Origin of the sequence: Thalassovita litoralis (genome assembly GCF_900182725.1) — a bacterium.
Taxonomy (GTDB): domain Bacteria; phylum Pseudomonadota; class Alphaproteobacteria; order Rhodobacterales; family Rhodobacteraceae; genus Thalassobius; species Thalassobius litoralis.
Genome location: NZ_FXTO01000001.1, coordinates 186,773 through 201,659, shown reverse-complemented (window position 1 = coordinate 201,659; position 14,887 = coordinate 186,773). Strand labels below are relative to the sequence as shown.

19 protein-coding genes and 1 tRNA gene are annotated in these 14,887 nt (G+C 57.9%); 15 read left to right on the top strand and 5 right to left on the bottom strand.

The window, feature by feature from the left end; translation table 11 throughout:
- The first annotated feature begins 192 nt into the window (after positions 1-192).
- The 9 genes from FN828_RS00980 (at position 193) to FN828_RS20435 (ending at position 7,651) form a co-directional block, all read left to right on the top strand.
- Positions 193-1,464 carry a site-specific integrase gene (locus FN828_RS00980; protein ID WP_185958898.1) on the top strand — a complete coding sequence of 424 codons (1,272 nt, stop codon included), beginning with the start codon at positions 193-195 and terminating at the stop codon, positions 1,462-1,464.
- A 463-nt stretch (positions 1,465-1,927) separates the two neighbouring features.
- Positions 1,928-2,773: a hypothetical protein gene (locus tag FN828_RS00975; protein ID WP_142491512.1), complete on the top strand. Its 846-nt coding sequence runs from the start codon at positions 1,928-1,930 to the stop codon at positions 2,771-2,773.
- A 239-nt stretch (positions 2,774-3,012) separates the two neighbouring features.
- Entirely contained in the window at positions 3,013-3,228 is a 216-nt protein-coding gene (locus FN828_RS00970; RefSeq protein WP_142491511.1) for a helix-turn-helix transcriptional regulator, read from the top strand.
- The gene (locus tag FN828_RS00965; protein ID WP_142491510.1) at positions 3,225-3,806 is read left to right on the top strand and encodes a hypothetical protein; all 582 of its coding nucleotides are present in this window, start codon (positions 3,225-3,227) and stop codon (positions 3,804-3,806) included. Before FN828_RS00970 ends, FN828_RS00965 begins: the two co-directional genes overlap by 4 nt.
- Complete coding sequence (locus tag FN828_RS00960) at positions 3,803-4,051, top strand: hypothetical protein (protein ID WP_142491509.1); 249 nt, start codon at positions 3,803-3,805, stop codon at positions 4,049-4,051. Before FN828_RS00965 ends, FN828_RS00960 begins: the two co-directional genes overlap by 4 nt.
- Positions 4,044-4,955, top strand: coding sequence for a DUF7146 domain-containing protein (locus tag FN828_RS00955; RefSeq protein WP_185958897.1), 912 nt, complete (start codon positions 4,044-4,046; stop codon positions 4,953-4,955). The genes FN828_RS00960 and FN828_RS00955 overlap by 8 nt, the downstream gene beginning before the upstream one ends.
- Positions 4,948-6,804 (top strand): DUF927 domain-containing protein, encoded by a 1,857-nt coding sequence (locus tag FN828_RS00950; RefSeq protein WP_185958896.1) that lies wholly within the window; start codon positions 4,948-4,950, stop codon positions 6,802-6,804. The genes FN828_RS00955 and FN828_RS00950 overlap by 8 nt, the downstream gene beginning before the upstream one ends.
- Complete coding sequence (locus FN828_RS00945; RefSeq protein ID WP_142491506.1) at positions 6,794-7,051, top strand: hypothetical protein; 258 nt, start codon at positions 6,794-6,796, stop codon at positions 7,049-7,051. The genes FN828_RS00950 and FN828_RS00945 overlap by 11 nt, the downstream gene beginning before the upstream one ends.
- A 462-nt stretch (positions 7,052-7,513) precedes the next feature.
- A complete protein-coding gene (locus tag FN828_RS20435; protein ID WP_185958895.1) occupies positions 7,514-7,651 on the top strand; it encodes a hypothetical protein in 138 nt (45 codons plus the stop codon).
- An 86-nt stretch (positions 7,652-7,737) separates the two neighbouring features.
- Here the strand turns inward: FN828_RS20435 and FN828_RS20945 are convergent, their stop codons facing one another.
- From FN828_RS20945 to FN828_RS00935, 3 genes are read right to left on the bottom strand one after another with little or no spacing between them, the layout of a single operon-like run.
- Positions 7,738-7,863: a hypothetical protein gene (locus FN828_RS20945; RefSeq protein WP_268987192.1), complete on the bottom strand. Its 126-nt coding sequence runs from the start codon at positions 7,861-7,863 to the stop codon at positions 7,738-7,740.
- Complete coding sequence (locus FN828_RS00940; RefSeq protein WP_142491505.1) at positions 7,860-8,090, bottom strand: hypothetical protein; 231 nt, start codon at positions 8,088-8,090, stop codon at positions 7,860-7,862. Before FN828_RS00940 ends, FN828_RS20945 begins: the two co-directional genes overlap by 4 nt.
- Positions 8,087-8,338: a helix-turn-helix transcriptional regulator gene (locus tag FN828_RS00935; RefSeq protein WP_142491504.1), complete on the bottom strand. Its 252-nt coding sequence runs from the start codon at positions 8,336-8,338 to the stop codon at positions 8,087-8,089. Before FN828_RS00935 ends, FN828_RS00940 begins: the two co-directional genes overlap by 4 nt.
- Positions 8,339-8,430: 92 nt before the next feature.
- On the opposite strand from FN828_RS00935, the gene FN828_RS00930 reads away from it, so the two are divergent.
- Both FN828_RS00930 and FN828_RS00925 read left to right on the top strand, forming a co-directional pair.
- Complete coding sequence (locus FN828_RS00930; protein WP_142491503.1) at positions 8,431-8,757, top strand: hypothetical protein; 327 nt, start codon at positions 8,431-8,433, stop codon at positions 8,755-8,757.
- The gene (locus FN828_RS00925; protein ID WP_142491502.1) at positions 8,754-9,194 is read left to right on the top strand and encodes a hypothetical protein; all 441 of its coding nucleotides are present in this window, start codon (positions 8,754-8,756) and stop codon (positions 9,192-9,194) included. Before FN828_RS00930 ends, FN828_RS00925 begins: the two co-directional genes overlap by 4 nt.
- A gap of 1,088 nt (positions 9,195-10,282) precedes the next feature.
- On the opposite strand, the gene FN828_RS00920 is transcribed toward FN828_RS00925, so the two are convergent.
- A tRNA-Lys gene (locus FN828_RS00920) sits at positions 10,283-10,358 on the bottom strand.
- Positions 10,359-10,552: 194 nt separating this feature from the next.
- Between FN828_RS00920 and dapF the strand changes: the two genes are divergently transcribed.
- The 4 genes from dapF to FN828_RS00900 all read left to right on the top strand — a co-directional run bounded on the left by dapF (position 10,553) and on the right by FN828_RS00900 (position 13,960).
- Positions 10,553-11,383: a diaminopimelate epimerase gene (dapF, locus tag FN828_RS00915; RefSeq protein ID WP_142491501.1), complete on the top strand. Its 831-nt coding sequence runs from the start codon at positions 10,553-10,555 to the stop codon at positions 11,381-11,383.
- Complete coding sequence (gene mtaB / locus FN828_RS00910; protein WP_142491500.1) at positions 11,380-12,639, top strand: tRNA (N(6)-L-threonylcarbamoyladenosine(37)-C(2))-methylthiotransferase MtaB; 1,260 nt, start codon at positions 11,380-11,382, stop codon at positions 12,637-12,639. The genes dapF and mtaB overlap by 4 nt, the downstream gene beginning before the upstream one ends.
- A gap of 27 nt (positions 12,640-12,666) precedes the next feature.
- Positions 12,667-13,290: an FMN-binding negative transcriptional regulator gene (locus FN828_RS00905; protein WP_142491499.1), complete on the top strand. Its 624-nt coding sequence runs from the start codon at positions 12,667-12,669 to the stop codon at positions 13,288-13,290.
- A gap of 67 nt (positions 13,291-13,357) precedes the next feature.
- Positions 13,358-13,960 (top strand): glutathione S-transferase, encoded by a 603-nt coding sequence (locus FN828_RS00900; protein ID WP_142491498.1) that lies wholly within the window; start codon positions 13,358-13,360, stop codon positions 13,958-13,960.
- Positions 13,961-14,041: 81 nt separating this feature from the next.
- Here the strand turns inward: FN828_RS00900 and FN828_RS00895 are convergent, their stop codons facing one another.
- On the bottom strand, positions 14,042-14,698 hold the full coding sequence (locus tag FN828_RS00895) for an outer membrane protein (RefSeq protein WP_142491497.1): 657 nt from the start codon (positions 14,696-14,698) through the stop codon (positions 14,042-14,044).
- Positions 14,699-14,887 lie beyond the last annotated feature (189 nt).

Here is a 14,887-nt window from a genome sequence, read left to right as displayed (position 1 = left end):
AAAAGTCTGTGGGTTCACTATTTCCTTGGTGTTGCACTGAGTTGCATGGGCTTGCATATAACCTTGTTTTTAAAGCGTGAAATGGCTATTTGAGTTGCATGGGGTTGCACCGGGTTGCATCCCGCGTGGTAGCCCGGTGGTAGCCAAACGGCAATCGGTGGTAGCCCGGTGGTAGCCAAGATGGGGGAAGTTATGACTGACAAGGTGAAGCTGACAAAGCGGGCCGTGGATGCGCTCAAACCCCGCGATAATCGCTTTGTAGTGTGGGATGCTGAGATTTCAGGCTTTGGCGTTCGCGTGGCCCCTTCCGGGCGCAAAACCTACGTTTTGAAATACCGCGTTGGCGGTGGGCGTTCGGGCCGGGTGCGCTGGGCGGTGATCGGCGCTCATGGAACACTGACCCCAGATCAAGCCCGAGAAGCTGCGCGGCGCTGGGCGTCTGACGTAGCCGCCGGGGGTGATCCGGCGGGCGCAAAAGCTGACTTACGCAACGCGCCTACGGTTGGTGATTTGCTAGACCTGTATTTGTCTGACCACGTGGGGAAAAAGAACAAGGGCAGCACGGCCAAGAATGCGGCTTTGTTGGTGAACAATGTCATTCGCCCAGCGCTGGGCAAGATTAAGGTTGCAGATGTGACCGTTGGCGATGTGGCGCGATTTCACAATGCGAACGCGAAAACACCATACCAAGCCAATCGGGCGCTTGCGGTTCTCTCCAAAGCCTTTGGGCTTGCAGAGGTCTGGGGGATGCGCCCGGATGGCTCAAACCCGTGCAAGAATGTTGAACGCTTCAAAGAACAGTCACGCGAACGCTTTTTGACCGGGGCTGAGTTCCAACGGCTGGGCGATATATTGGCGCAGGCCGAACGGGAACCGCTGCGCATAGCTGCGGCTGATGGCAAGGAACGTCTGGCGCAGGTGAACCATCAGGCAATCCGCGCAATCCGCCTGCTGATTTTCACGGGTGCACGGGTCGGGGAAATCCTTGGGCTTCGGTGGGAATACATCGACGCAGGCAATGGCCGTGCGAGCCTGCCGGACTCCAAGACAGGTAAGAAGGTGATCCAGCTTCCTGCCCCGGCGCTTGAGATTCTGGCGGCTGCTGAATGCCCCGAGGACGGCAAGGGATATGTGATCCGGGGCGGGAATGGTTCTGACCCAGAGGTTCCGCTTGTGAATATCAAAGGGCCGTGGGGCGTAATTCGGCAAGCTGCTGGGCTGGAAGGTCTGCGCTTGCATGACCTGCGCCATGCCTTCGCTTCCATCGCGGTAGCTGGCGGGTTTTCTTTGCCGATGATTGGGGCGCTACTGGGCCACCGGGAAACCAAAACCACGCAGCGCTATGCACACCTTTCAGACGATCCGCAACGGGCCGCTGCTGACCAGATCGCAGGCCGGATTTCGGACGCGATGCGCGGGCCGGAAAGCGGCGCTGAGGTGGTGACTTTGCGCAAAAACAGGTAGGATGCAGGACACAATATATGGTGCCGTTTGATGGCACATTTAGTTCCTTTCACACCTCTATATATACCCAAAATTCCTGTAACTTTGTAACTCTGTTACTTTTCGCCGCAAGTTACTGATTTTAAATCATAATTCTGGTTACAAAATGGAACGTAACGAGTAACAGAAATTTCGGGCTGTTACGTTTTTCGGCCTGCATTTGCGCCTCTGTGCAATTCAGTGCAGCCCCAGAGCAATATCACCCTTGATTTTGCCGCCCCTGAAAATCCGCCAAAACCTGCCAAAAAACCCGAAAAATCGCTGTTTTTTGCATAACTCAAAACACAAGATGTTGTGTGCTTGCTTCGCGCCCAGCGCTGGGCGTATAGTCGCAGCGGGCGGCTAGGCTTAGCGGCTGAATGCCGGATTTCGCACCCGGCCCGCCGCCCACATGACACTGTGCGACCGCCACGCGAGGGCGAATATGAGTGCTGGTTCGACATCCCGCCGATGGATAGAGTTTGACAAGGATGGTGTGGCTATACTTGGTGAGTGTTTAAGGCGCTGGGCGAACAACAGTGAAAGCTACCACCATTTGGGTGAAATCAAGTACCTTACAGGCAGGCTTAATCCTGATGTTGCGCCTATAAGCTATCCACTTGATGAATTGCGCGGGCTAGATTTCTGGTTTCGCTGGGACCACTACCTAAACTTCAAAACTCTGATTGGCTTTGTGAAACCCGGCCTGCCGATTGAATGGGATCAGGAAACCCCAATTGTATTGAGGGCGGCCAGCGACCCATTGCCCGGCCTGCTGTTGAAAATATTTCACTCTGAATGTTCCCGCCTTCTGGGGCCTGAGCCTCAGCTTGTGAGTGATCCTAAAAACCATGATGAGGAAATGTTTTTTCTGACTGTATGCGAATTTTGTACGCCTCCCCAACGGGGTGCTCCACCGCGTCAACGCTGGCAAGATGGACGCACGGAAGCTGCATGTGAAGTTGCCCGTCTGCGCCACGATGCCAGCGCCTGTGACAAAGAATTTGTGCTTGAGGCAGCGATTAGGGGGGTGCTGATGAAATATGAAATCGTTAGTGCAGATAAATTCAACAGCTTGTCGCAGTATCAAAAGCGAAGGTCGATTGTGGCGAATTCTCAAGAGGCCGCCCAAGCGGCGGTTCGGGGGAGAGTTCCTGAAATTCCTGCCTCCGACGTTCCGGAGTGGCTGGCCCGTGACCTGATACAGGAACGGGACGCTATCCAAGAATATGACGGGGATTTGAGCCGCGCAGATGCCCAGCGTGAAGCGGTCAAAGGGCTGGACAGGTAAACCGATACGGTTTCGTCGCCCCGCTTCATAGGTTCGATCTGGACGCGCTGGGCGCGTTGTTCGCCCAGCCCAACCCGTTCCGCCCCACCAGCGCCACCAGATGCCCCATAGCCCCGCCCAGAATACGTTTAGGCCAGTATAGCTTTTGTTGGGGATTATTGGGCCTTTTAGATGAATTGCCTAAACAGCGCTGGATAGGCGCAATTGGTGCTGTTTCCAAGCAAACAGGAGCAACACCAATGCAAGAGAATTTACCCAATGACAGACTGCTTTCGCGGCCTGAGGTTCATATCCACTTCGGGCTGACCCAGCGTTTCCTTGAGGTGGCAGCGGTGCGCGGTGACGGCCCGCCGATGGTCAAGCTTGGCCGCGCCGTCCGTTATCGCGTGGGCGATTTGCGCGAATGGATTGAAGCCCGCAAGGTGGCTTCCACTTCGCAGGAGGTGGGGCAATGATGCGCGGTGCAGAAGGATGGGACGGCCAATCGCTCCGCGCCCATATCGAAGATGCAGCCACGGCGGCGGGCGATGCCATGCAGGCTATAGCCGAATTGCAAGAACGTGTTGACGATCTGGAAGCGCAGCTTGAAGCGCTGGCAGAACGCGGCGGCGTGGGGTCCAGTGAGGTTGCAGAGGCCAAGCGGCGCATTGCCGAAACCTTGCAGCTACACGGGTCCAGCCGTTTCCAGCGCTGGGCCAAGTCCAGTTCTGATCGGATGGTGATTACGAACCGGATGGGCTTCGTAAAGATCGAGGGCGACCCGGACATTGGCGAAACCGAAAGCACCTACTTTTTCATGGTGGAACCGCTCAAGGAAATCTTGGCAGGCTTGGATTTCCGTAGTGTGGTCACTGAGTTGCAGGCGGAAGGCGTCATTGTCGATCACGGCGGCAAGCCGAACAAGGTGTTCCATGTGTCCAGCGGGGGCGGCAAACACCTCCTGTATCAGATCAACCGGGATATTCTGGACACGTTGAGCACTTGCCCAGCGCCTGCCCCTCATGGGGCCACTTCGCAGGAGGTGGGGCAATGAAGACTGAAAAGGACATGTGGGCTGATGATTTAGAACAAATTGCCAGCCTGATATACGCCCTCACCCAACCTGAGATTTTTGCGGAATATGATAAGATGTGCGGTCGAGAAACCGCAATTTCTGACTTTGGGTTGGCGCTACACTCTATAATTCGCCTGTTCGCCGCAAAGGCACGTTCCGAAGGGCTTATCTGCGAATATGAGAAGGCCACGGGCCTACCTCTCGGGGGGCCGCGTGATGAGTGAGGCAAAGGACATTGTGCAAGCGCTGGGCGGTGAATGGCGTGGTAACTACGGCCTGACCCCCTGCCCGATATGCCAAGCCGAAGGGCGGCGGGATCAAAGGGGATTGTCTGTCAAAGATTCCGGGGGCCGCACCCTGCTGACCTGTCACAAGGCTGGGTGTCCCGCCTCTGACATCTTCACGGAATTGCGGGCGCGGAATATCGTACAGGGCCACGGCGTCCACCTGCAACGCACCCCGGCGGAAATCGAACATGACCGGGAAACCCGCCGCCAGAAACGCGCCAAAACCCAGCGCTATTGTGACGATCTGTTTTCGCGGGCGGTGCCAATCACCGGAACCCCGGCGGAAACCTATCTGGAAGGCCGGGGTATCAAGGTGCAGGGCCGCAAGCTGCGCAACACCCTGCGCTTCCATCCGAACCTTAAGCACTCAGGAACGGGCGAATATCACCCGGCAATGGTGGCCCGCCTGCGCGGCCCCCACGGTCAAGCAATGGGCTTACATCGCACCTATCTACGGCCCGATGGTTCCGGCAAGGCAAACTTGCAGGGCGGCGCAAAGATGATGCTGGGCGCGTGTGGTGGCGGGGCCGTGCGGTTTGGGCCGGATCGGCCTGTGATCGCTCTAGCCGAGGGCATTGAAACAGCCCTCAGCATCGGTGTTGCGTCCCGCCTGACGGTCTGGGCCACCCTCAGCACAAGCGGGCTAAAGGGGCTGATCCTGCCCCCGCCCCCGGTGGCTGAGGTGATTGTTATCGCGGCTGACAATGACCCGGCAGGATTGGCGGCGGCTGAGGATGCGGCAGCGCGGTTTGAGGCTGAGGGCCGCGCGGTTTCCGTGATTGCTCCTCAATCCGAAGGCGCGGATTTCAATGACGTGCTGCGGGGTGCGGCTCATGAGTAAGAAAAAAATCGAACAGGCGGTTAGCGGCGCTGTGGAAAGCGCCAAGAATAAAGCCACTGGTGGCGCTGGGCCGAACGGAAACGCCCAGCGCCGGAAGACCAAGCGCCCGTTTCCGTTCAAAGTAGATGAAACTGGGGTATATCGTCAGGTAGAGCGCGAAGATGATGCTGGCGGCGTCAAGAAAAGCTGGGTGCGCTTCGGCAGTGAATTGCACGTGATGGCCCTGACCCGAAATGATGAGGGTGAAGATTGGGGCCGCTTGCTAAGCGTTGTCGATCGGGATGGCGTAACACATACTTGGGCTATGCCTTCCGCCTTGCTGGCCGGGTCCGGTGATCCGCTGCGCAGTGAACTATTCCGGCTCGGGTTTGAATTGGAACCCCGCCGGGACGCCAAGGCTTGGCTGCTGGAATACCTGATTACCTCGGACCCCGAAGACCGCGCCCGCTGCGTGTCCCGTGTCGGTTGGCACGGCGAAGCTTTTGTACTTCCAGACGGTCCTATCGGATCCAAAGAAGGCGGCGAACAGGTCATATTGCAAACGGCTGAGAAGCCGGACCATGCGTTTAGCGTGTCTGGCACCTTGCAAGACTGGCAGACCGAAGTTGCCGCCCCGGCGCTGGGCAATTCCCGTTTGGTTCTGGCAATCGCTGCTGGGTTTGCCGCCCCACTGCTGGCGCTGGCGGGCGATGAGGGTGGCGGCTTTCATTTTCGGGGGGCGTCATCCTCGGGTAAGTCCACGGCCCTGACGGTGGCCGGATCGGTCTGGGGCGGCGGCGGCACGCGCGGCTTTGTGCGCCAGTGGCGGGCCACGGATAACGCGCTGGAAAGCGTGGCGGGCATGTCCTGCGATAGCCTGCTGTGTCTGGATGAACTGTCACAGGTGGATGCTAAGGCCGCTGGCTCAGCCGCCTACATGCTGGCAAACGGCAAAGGTAAAATCCGCGCTGGGCGCGAAGGGCAGGCCCGCAAGGTGTTGGAATGGCGGGTGCTGTTCCTATCGAATGGTGAAATCGCCCTGGCTGATAAGATCAAGGAAGGCGGGGGCCGCATTGCTGCGGGTATGGAAGTGCGCGTGATTGATCTGCGGGCCGATGCAGGCGCGGGCATGGGTATTTTCGAGGATACCCACGGCGCAGTTGATCCTGCCAGTTTTGCCCAGCGCCTGAAGAAGGCGGCAAACATCTGCTATGGAAGCGCTGGGCGGGCCTTTGTGGCCGCTTTGGTGAATGACTTGGCAGAATACCGCGAACGCCTGACCGGGCTTCGCAAAGGGTTTGTGGAGGGCAGCTTGCCGCCGGGGGCTGATGGACAGGTGCGCAGGGTGGCGGATCGGTTCGCCCTTGTGGCGGCGGCTGGGGAGATTGCTACGGCGCTGAACCTGACGGGATGGCCTGCGGGCGCGGCCCTGAGTGCCGCCCAGCGCTGCTTTGCGGATTGGCTGGCAGAACGCGGCGGCGTGGGGTCCTCTGAGGTTGCAGAGGCCCGCCGCCGCATTGCCGAAACCTTACAATTACACGGGTCCAGCCGTTTCCAGCGCTGGGCCAAGTCAAGTTCCGACCGGATGGTGATTACGAATCGGATGGGCTTCGTAAAGATCGAGGGCGACCCGGACATTGGCGAAACCGAAAGCACCTACTTTTTCATGGTGGAACCGCTCAAGGAAATCTTGGCGGGCTTGGATTTCCGTAGTGTCATCGCTGAGTTGCAGGCGGAAGGCGTCATTGTCGATCACAGCGGCAAGCCCAACAAGGTCTTCCATGTGTCCAGCGGGGGCGGCAAACACCGCCTGTATCAGATCAACCGGGACATTCTGGACACGGTGGGCGGGGGCCAAGATGCCGCCTAAGTCCGATTGGGACGCGCTGGGCGCGTTGTTCGCCCAGCCCAACCCCTTCGCCCCACCTGCGCCACCAGATGCCCCCACAGCGCCGCCCAGCGCCTCAGGCGGTGAATGCGTGACCTATCTGGGGAAACCCGTTCCGAAATGGCTGGCCCGTGACCTGATACAGGAACGGGCTGCTATCCAAGAATATGACGGGGGTTTGAGCCGCGCGGATGCCCAGCGCGAAGCGGCCAAGGGGCTGGACAGGTAAACCGAACACGGTTTCAAGTGGGGTTCCATTTGCCTTCAGCGCAGGCAATACCTATCTTAGGGGCATGACAAATAAAGTGACATGCGATTGCGGAGCCGTGTACGAGAAAGGCAATATGAAGTTGCCTGTGCGCGATAAGGATCATTTTGACTGTAGCGTTTGCGGAAAACGCTTGGACGAATGGAATGGCTCAAACATCCCGACATACAAGCTGATTTCACGGCCAGATACCTAACAAACCCCAACACCCCTGAGGCACCAATCCCGCTTGAATAAAATGTGGGCTGAACGAAATCGCCTGATGTAAAATTCAAACCGACCCACCATCCGGTTCCGCTGCAACCGCCGCCTAAGTCCGATTGGGACGCGCTGGGCGCGTTGTTCGCCCAGCCCAACCCCTTCGCCCCACCAGCGCCACCAGATGTCCCCACAGCGCCGCCCAGCGCCTCAGGCGGTGATTGTGTGACCTATCTGGGGAAACCCGTTCCGAAATTGCTGGCCCGTGACCTGATACAGAAACGGGCCGCTATCCAAGAATATGACGGGGGGTTGAGCCGCGCGGATGCCCAGCGCGAAGCGGCCAAGGGATTGGACGGGTAGGGGCGCAAAACAAAGGGGCGGACTAGCCACCCCTTTGCCTCTATGTCTCTTTCGGGAAGCGCTCAAAGCCCAATGGCCGCGCCGTATCACTCTGCCGGGTGGTGGTGGCCGTGCTTTTCGTCAAAGCGCTTTGTTGCCTGACGTGCCACCCATGCGGCCCCCAACGCGAAGACAATCGCCACAAGGGGAACAAGTATGTCAAAAGCCGTCATTGCATCACCTGCTTTCTGATATTGCCCATAATATAGTGCGAAAGCCCGTGCATTGCGAGTCCGACGATAGCCCAGCCCCAGAACGCCCATGAAGCCCCGTTTACGATATTGTCGGTCAGCGGGCGCAAAATGGCAAAGCCGATAAGCCCCAGCCCGATAGCGTTCACAAAGCCCGCCAACAGCTTCATTCGTTCGTTGTGAATCGCCAGCGCGTCCCGTTCCGTCATTCCTGCACCCTCAGCGCTACCCCCGGCCCCGTGGCTACGTCACCGCTTTCAAGGAATTGGATGCCTTGAGATTTGAGCGCGGTTTCAAGGTTCGTAAGGGTTTCCAGTCTGATTGCTAAATTGCCCGCTCCATTCTCAAGGCGTTTGATTGTTGGCAAGGATACCCCTGCCGCTTCGGCAACCTTGGCTTGGGTCCAGCCCAGCGCCGCCCTTGCCTGTCTCAATTGTTCGACAGTTTTAAGACCCATTGGATACTTTGTTATACCTCAGGTATTGTAACGCCCTATGCGTTGCTTTATATACCCTAGGTATAACAAAGATACCCAAAAGGACAACAGACATGACCATAGACCGCGCCGAACTGTTCCGCTTTGCTTGGCAGCTTGCCCGCAAGCAACTGTGGGTGTTGCGCCTGCCCGCGTCCCGCCTGCGCAGCCTGTTCCCCGAAGCCCTGTCTGATGCGTGGGCGGAATTGAAACGCCGTGCCGCGTATCGTGCCGCCCAGCGCAAGGCCCATGCCAACGCCCGCCCCGCTACAGAAGTCCGCTCGGACATTCAGGCGCTTGAATGCAAGGATCGGCTTTCCGGTTCGGACTGGCACCGCCTTGATATGCTTCGGGGTGAATTGCGGGCCGCTAATCACGCAGCGAACGGGGTGGCAGCATGACAAACGAACGCCCCCGCAACACCGCAAGCCCCCTGTCCCGCCGCACCCTTCTAACCGCCTTGCCCGCCTCTGGCGTAGCGCTGGCCTTTCCGGTGTCGGCAGAACCCGTTGACCCGATCATGCCGCTTTATCACGAGTGGCATCACGCCAGCGCGGAATGGCTACGCCTTGCTGATTTTGATGATTGGGACGGTGAGCCAATGCAATCTCTGTGGGATCGCAAAGACGCAGCCTTGGAAAGAATGTTGGAAATAGTTCCGGCCAGCACAGCGGGTATTGCCGCGCTAGCCCATGTTCTCTGGGCTGAGGCTGGCCCTGTATTGCGCCCCGATCACGAGGAATATCAAAGCCAATGTGAGACCATACCTAACAAGCTGATTGGCGCAATATGGAAAGCCGCGTCAGGCAAAACCGGGGTTCCCACCTTCACTGCATAGCTTGGGAATCAGATCAAACATCAACGCAAAGACCCGGCTACTAACCCCAGCCGGGTCTTTCTGGGTGGAAGCCTGCACCTTGGTTGAGGGTGCCATATGAAGGCCACGAAACCATCGTTTCCGGCCCGCCAGATGCACCAACAGCCCCGCCCAGCGCGGGGCTTTTCATTTCCCCACGCCCCATTTTGTATGGGCATTTGTCGCCCGCATTATGATCACACACCCATGAATTGCTGAGCGTGATCATAATGGCGTTGTTCGGCTTGGGCGCTTGGCCACCTTCTCATATGCGCGTCCGCGCTGCCGCGCTTTGATCAAGCGTTAAACAAATCGCGGGTCCTTTGGTGGTTTAGAATGTATACGGTGCGCCAGAGGGTGTGGGTTTTCAATCACTTAACAAAACGCGAAGCCTAAACTAAGGGGCGTTGGTTTAGGCTGTGCAAGAATGAACCAAACATAGGGCTTGCCCCATGAGAATATCGCGGTTGCCGATCAACTGACACACTGCCGCCCAAGCCCCGTTTTTCTTGGCTTTGGGTGCGAAAATGCACAAAAACTGGGGTATTATCGATCTGCATTTTCTGCGTAAAAAATGTGCGAATTAAATAATATCAAAGACTTACGTGTAACAGCCCGATTTTTCTGTAACTTTTTCTGTTACCAAAATAGAGGTAAATAAGTAAGTAATAACAATAACTTACATATATTGGTAACAAAGTTACAGAGTTACAGCAAAATTTAATGACCTGCGTTTTAAGCATAGCTGTTTTTGGGGTTTTGCCCGCCTCCGCCCCCGCAATTCGAGGAAATGCCCAAAATGGCAAATTTTGCGCGACGGGTGCCCCGTCTGCGCCCCGAGGGCGCGCGGTGGGATAGATTCTATGTATGACCACCCCAGACCCAGCGCCGCCCCGGATAGCCTGAGGCGCGGCCACATCACGAATGATGCCAACACGCCCACCGGATCACGCCTTTCGCCCAGCGCCTCTATCCGCCCGATTCACCGCGAAATCTTAATCGGTGGTAGCCCGGTGGTAGCCACGCGAAACGTGGCTTTGATTGAAAATCGTCTAAGTCATTGATTTCAGTGGTGAGCCGTGCAGGATTCGAACCTGCGACCCACTGATTAAAAGTCAGTTGCTCTACCAACTGAGCTAACGGCCCACTGTGGGGGCGCTTCTAGAAATAGTCGGGGGTAGGGTCAACCCAAAAAAGCAGAGAATTTCAAAGTTTTTCAAATTCTTTTCATCACGGCCTGTCAGGATGGCATGTGGTGGGCGTTGGCGGCGTGGCGTAAAGCCCAATAAACTTGGGGTCAAAGGCTGGAAACGGCCCCGGAACGGGCGTATATCGGCGCGATGGAAAATATTGCGCAGACATCTTTGCCGTTTATGAAAATGCACGGGTTGGGAAATGACTTTGTGGTCGTGGACGCTCGCGCGAATCCTGTTCCGCTGCCCTCGGCCCTGGTGATCGCCATCGCGGACCGGCACAAGGGCGTGGGTTATGACCAGTTGGCCGTGATCGAAAACGGAACCGGGGACGCGCATTTGGTGTTCTATAACGCGGATGGGTCGACATCGGCGGCCTGCGGGAACGCGACACGCTGCATTGCCCGCTATCTGTTCGAGGAGACAGGCAAGGACCGGCTGCATCTGACCACGGATCGGGGGGATCTGTATGCGGTGGATGCGGGGAACGGGCTGACCTCGGTCAATATGGGGCAGCCGCAATTGCGATGGGATGAAATTCCGCTGGCATATGAAATGGATACACTGGAGCTGCCGATTGACGGGGCGCCTGTGGCGACCGGCATGGGCAATCCGCATTGTACCTTTTTCGTGGGGGATGTCGGGGCGGTGGATCTGGCCGCACGGGGCGCAGAGATCGAGCATCACCCGCTTTACCCGCAACGGACCAATGTGCAGTTTGCCCAGCTTGTTGGCCCGGATCATTTGCGGATGCGGGTGTGGGAACGCGGTGTTGGCATCACGCTGGCGTCTGGCTCGTCCTCTTGTGCGACGGCGGTGGCGGCGGCGCGGCGCGGGCTGACAGGGCGCAAGGTGCGGATTGATCTGGATGGTGGAACGCTGTGGGTTGACTGGCGGGACGATGGCGTGTGGATGACCGGGGAAACCATGCATGTCTTTACGGCGGAACTGACCCCGCAATTTCTGGCGCAGCTATGACAACGAAACCACCGATTTTTGCGACTCTGGGCTGTCGTCTGAACGCATATGAGACCGAGGCGATGCGCGATCTGGCGGCGCAGGCCGGGATCGAAGGCGCGGTGGTGGTGAATACCTGCGCTGTCACCTCCGAGGCTGTGCGCAAAGCCCGGCAAGAGATTCGTAAGCTGCGGCGTGAAAACCCGACGGCAAAGCTGATTGTCACCGGCTGCGCCGCGCAGACTGAACCGGAAACCTTTGCCGCGATGGCCGAGGTGGATGTGGTGATCGGCAATTCCGAAAAGATGCAGCCGGAAACATGGGCTGCGATGGGGCCGAATTTCATTGGGGATACCGAACGTGTTCAGGTGGATGACATCATGTCGGTCACTGAAACCGCTGGGCATCTGATTGATGGATTCGGAACGCGCAGCCGCGCCTATGTTCAGGTGCAGAATGGATGCGATCACCGCTGTACCTTCTGCATCATTCCCTATGGCCGGGGCAATTCGCGGTCTGTGCCTGCCGGTGTGGTGGTGGATCAGATCAAGCGGCTGGTCGATAAGGGGTTTAACGAGGTCGTGCTGACGGGGGTTGATCTGACCTCGTGGGGGGCGGACCTGCCGGGGGAACCAAAGCTGGGCGATCTGGTGATGCGCATCCTGAAGCTGGTGCCGGATTTGCCGCGGTTGCGGATTTCGTCGATCGATTCGATCGAGGTGGACGAAAACCTGATGCAGGCGATTGCCACCGAACCACGCCTGATGCCGCATTTGCATTTGTCGCTTCAGCACGGCGATAATCTGATCCTGAAGCGGATGAAGCGCCGCCATCTGCGCGACGATGCGATTCGGTTCTGCGAGGAGGCGCTAAAGCTGCGCCCGAACATGACCTTTGGCGCGGATATTATTGCCGGATTCCCAACGGAAACGGACGCGCATTTTGAAAACTCGCTGAAACTGGTCGAAGAATGCCCACTGACATGGCTGCATGTGTTCCCCTACAGCCCCCGCCCCGGCACCCCTGCCGCGCGGATGCCGCAGGTGGATGGCCGGGCAATCAAGGTGCGGGCAGCCGCCCTGCGGGATGCGGGGGCGCGGCGGGTTGATCTGCATCTTGCAGGGCAAGTGGGGCAGGGCCACCGGATTTTGATGGAAAATCCGCGTATGGGGCGGACGGAACAGTTCACCGAGGTGCAGTTCGGCACGGATCAAACCGAAGGTGCGATTGTGGATGCCGTAATTTCCGGGCGGGACGGGGCGCATTTGCTGGTGTAATCTGCGGGGAACCGCGAAAGGATCACCATGCACCCGAACCCCGCATTCCGTTACATTTCCGAAGATCAAAACCTGCGCTTTGCGGCAAACCGTGGCTTTGGCGTGCTGGCCGTTGCGGACGAGGATGGAATGCCCCTGATCAGCCATGTCCCCTTTGTTCTGGAGGGGGATAGGGCGCTGTTCCATCTGGTCCGAAGCAATCCAGTTGCCCGGCGTTTGCGGGTGGCTGCGCCAGTCAAACTGGCGGTGTCTGGACCGGATTCCTATATCTCGCCGGATTGGTATCAGGCCGAAGATCAGGTGCCGACATGGAATTACGTTGCCGTTCATCTAAGCGGCATGGCCGAATTGCTGCCGCAGGACAGGATGCGCGAGGTGTTAGACAAACTGTCTGACAGGTTCGAGGAACAACTGGCCCCCAAACCGATCTGGAAGATGGGTAAGATGCCGGATGATCTGCTGGAGCGTATGATGCGCCAGATCGTGCCGTGCGTTTTGACGATCAGCGATGTGCAGGGAACATGGAAGCTGGCGCAAAACAAACCCGAATCCGCGCGGCTGGCAGCGGCTGAAGCCGTGGCTGTGGGTGGGATCGGTGCAGAGCTGACCGCATTGGCCGATCTGATGCGCACACCCCCGATGCAGGATTAAGAACCAAAGATGGACAGGCGGACGCGCCACTCCTAAGCTTTGTGGCGGAGCAATAGGGAGGTTTTCCATGAAACTCGTATACGCCTCGGCCTCGCCCTTTGTGCGTAAGGTGATGGCGCTGATGTATGAAACCGGGCAGGTTGATCAGGTAGAATTGATGCCGGTGATGACGACGCCGGTTTCCACCCCGCCCGAGGTGCGCGCAGCAAACCCGATGGGCAAGATACCAGCCCTGATTCGCGATGACGGTCCGGCGCTGTATGATAGCCGGGTGATTTGCCGCTATCTGGATGATCGCGGCAAGGGCGGGCTGTACCCGGACGATACCCTGTGGGAGATTCTGACACTGGAAGCGACGGCTGACGGGATCATGGATGCGGCTGTGCTGATGGTCTACGAAAGACGGGTGCGCCCGGATCATTTGGTCAGCGAGGATTGGGTCGAAGCGCAATGGGGCAAGGTTTCAGGCGCGTTGGATGCCTTGGAAACCCGCTGGATGGATTCCCTGAATGGGCCGCTGAACATGGGGCAAATCGCCGTGGCCTGTGCGCTGGGGTATCTGGATTTCCGGCATGATGCCCGCAATTGGCGTGCGGGCCGTGGGGCGCTGGACGATTGGTATGCCGTATTTTCCGAGCGTGAGAGTATGAAAGCGACCGCCCCCGCCTGAGCGAGGGGGAAGGGCAAAATTAAAGGGCCAGACCGGGGGTTCCGATCTGGCCCTTTTGAGGACGGCATTGGTGTTGCCGAATCAGAAGTGGATACCAACACCGAAGTTGAAGGCATTCGAGGTGATCTTGGTTTCCAAGGTTCCGCTGCCTTCCAGATCAACTTTGTTGTCGGAATGGGTGAACTGATATTCACCGTAAACCGACCAACGGTCGTTGATTTTGTAGCTGGCACCGGCCAGCAGGCGATAGGCGGGGCCAGTGACCTGATAGCCAAAGGTATGTGCGCCACCCACAGGGCGGATATCGACATGGGGAATCGCGGCACCATAACCCGCACCGATATAGGGCGTGACCTTGTTGCCCCATGCGCCGGGCCAACGTTTCATGACGTTCAGCGTCAGGATGTTGTGGCCATCGGTGAATTCCATCCGGTCAAAGCCGACTGCGGCCATTTGTGCAGCGGGGGCGTAGGCCTTGTTATGGCTGAATTCAAAAGCCCAACCGATATTTGAATTGGTCCACCACGTTGCGCGGGCACCATAATAGGGGGGCATCGCGTCAGATTTGCCTTCCCAGTCGATTGTGGTGTCGAATGCGCCTGCGGTAACATCTGTGCCGCTGATGCGGCTGCTGTCGGGGGCTTCTGTCCCCATATACAGGTTGATTTCGATTTCGGCGGCAGCCGGGGCAGCCAATGCGGTGGAGGCTGCCAGTGCGAGGATTAGTTTCTTGAACATGGTTCTGTCCGTTTGCGGTGCGATACGCGAAAAGCGAGTCGCGAACGCGTCACACTTTTCAAAACGTGAATGTGTACCGAGTTTACGGCCCGAAAAACACCAGAACAAGCGCGACAGATTCGCACCTGTTGCTTTTCCGCCACCCCTGCGCGGCATTGTCTGCTGGACTGGGCGGAAATCCCCGGCTAA

Bases quoted from the DNA above. Each gene is read 5' to 3' on its own strand.
- FN828_RS00980 (WP_185958898.1), top strand. From the start codon at position 193: ATGACTGACAAGGTGAAGCTGACAAAGCGGGCCGTGGATGCGCTCAAA.
- FN828_RS00975 (WP_142491512.1), top strand. From the start codon at position 1,928: ATGAGTGCTGGTTCGACATCCCGCCGATGGATAGAGTTTGACAAGGAT.
- FN828_RS00970 (WP_142491511.1), top strand. From the start codon at position 3,013: ATGCAAGAGAATTTACCCAATGACAGACTGCTTTCGCGGCCTGAGGTT.
- FN828_RS00965 (WP_142491510.1), top strand. From the start codon at position 3,225: ATGATGCGCGGTGCAGAAGGATGGGACGGCCAATCGCTCCGCGCCCAT.
- FN828_RS00960 (WP_142491509.1), top strand. From the start codon at position 3,803: ATGAAGACTGAAAAGGACATGTGGGCTGATGATTTAGAACAAATTGCC.
- FN828_RS00955 (WP_185958897.1), top strand. From the start codon at position 4,044: ATGAGTGAGGCAAAGGACATTGTGCAAGCGCTGGGCGGTGAATGGCGT.
- FN828_RS00950 (WP_185958896.1), top strand. From the start codon at position 4,948: ATGAGTAAGAAAAAAATCGAACAGGCGGTTAGCGGCGCTGTGGAAAGC.
- FN828_RS00945 (WP_142491506.1), top strand. From the start codon at position 6,794: ATGCCGCCTAAGTCCGATTGGGACGCGCTGGGCGCGTTGTTCGCCCAG.
- FN828_RS20945 (WP_268987192.1), bottom strand. From the start codon at position 7,863: ATGACGGCTTTTGACATACTTGTTCCCCTTGTGGCGATTGTCTTCGCG.
- FN828_RS00940 (WP_142491505.1), bottom strand. From the start codon at position 8,090: ATGACGGAACGGGACGCGCTGGCGATTCACAACGAACGAATGAAGCTG.
- FN828_RS00935 (WP_142491504.1), bottom strand. From the start codon at position 8,338: ATGGGTCTTAAAACTGTCGAACAATTGAGACAGGCAAGGGCGGCGCTG.
- FN828_RS00930 (WP_142491503.1), top strand. From the start codon at position 8,431: ATGACCATAGACCGCGCCGAACTGTTCCGCTTTGCTTGGCAGCTTGCC.
- FN828_RS00925 (WP_142491502.1), top strand. From the start codon at position 8,754: ATGACAAACGAACGCCCCCGCAACACCGCAAGCCCCCTGTCCCGCCGC.
- dapF (WP_142491501.1), top strand. From the start codon at position 10,553: ATGGAAAATATTGCGCAGACATCTTTGCCGTTTATGAAAATGCACGGG.
- mtaB (WP_142491500.1), top strand. From the start codon at position 11,380: ATGACAACGAAACCACCGATTTTTGCGACTCTGGGCTGTCGTCTGAAC.
- FN828_RS00905 (WP_142491499.1), top strand. From the start codon at position 12,667: ATGCACCCGAACCCCGCATTCCGTTACATTTCCGAAGATCAAAACCTG.
- FN828_RS00900 (WP_142491498.1), top strand. From the start codon at position 13,358: ATGAAACTCGTATACGCCTCGGCCTCGCCCTTTGTGCGTAAGGTGATG.
- FN828_RS00895 (WP_142491497.1), bottom strand. From the start codon at position 14,698: ATGTTCAAGAAACTAATCCTCGCACTGGCAGCCTCCACCGCATTGGCT.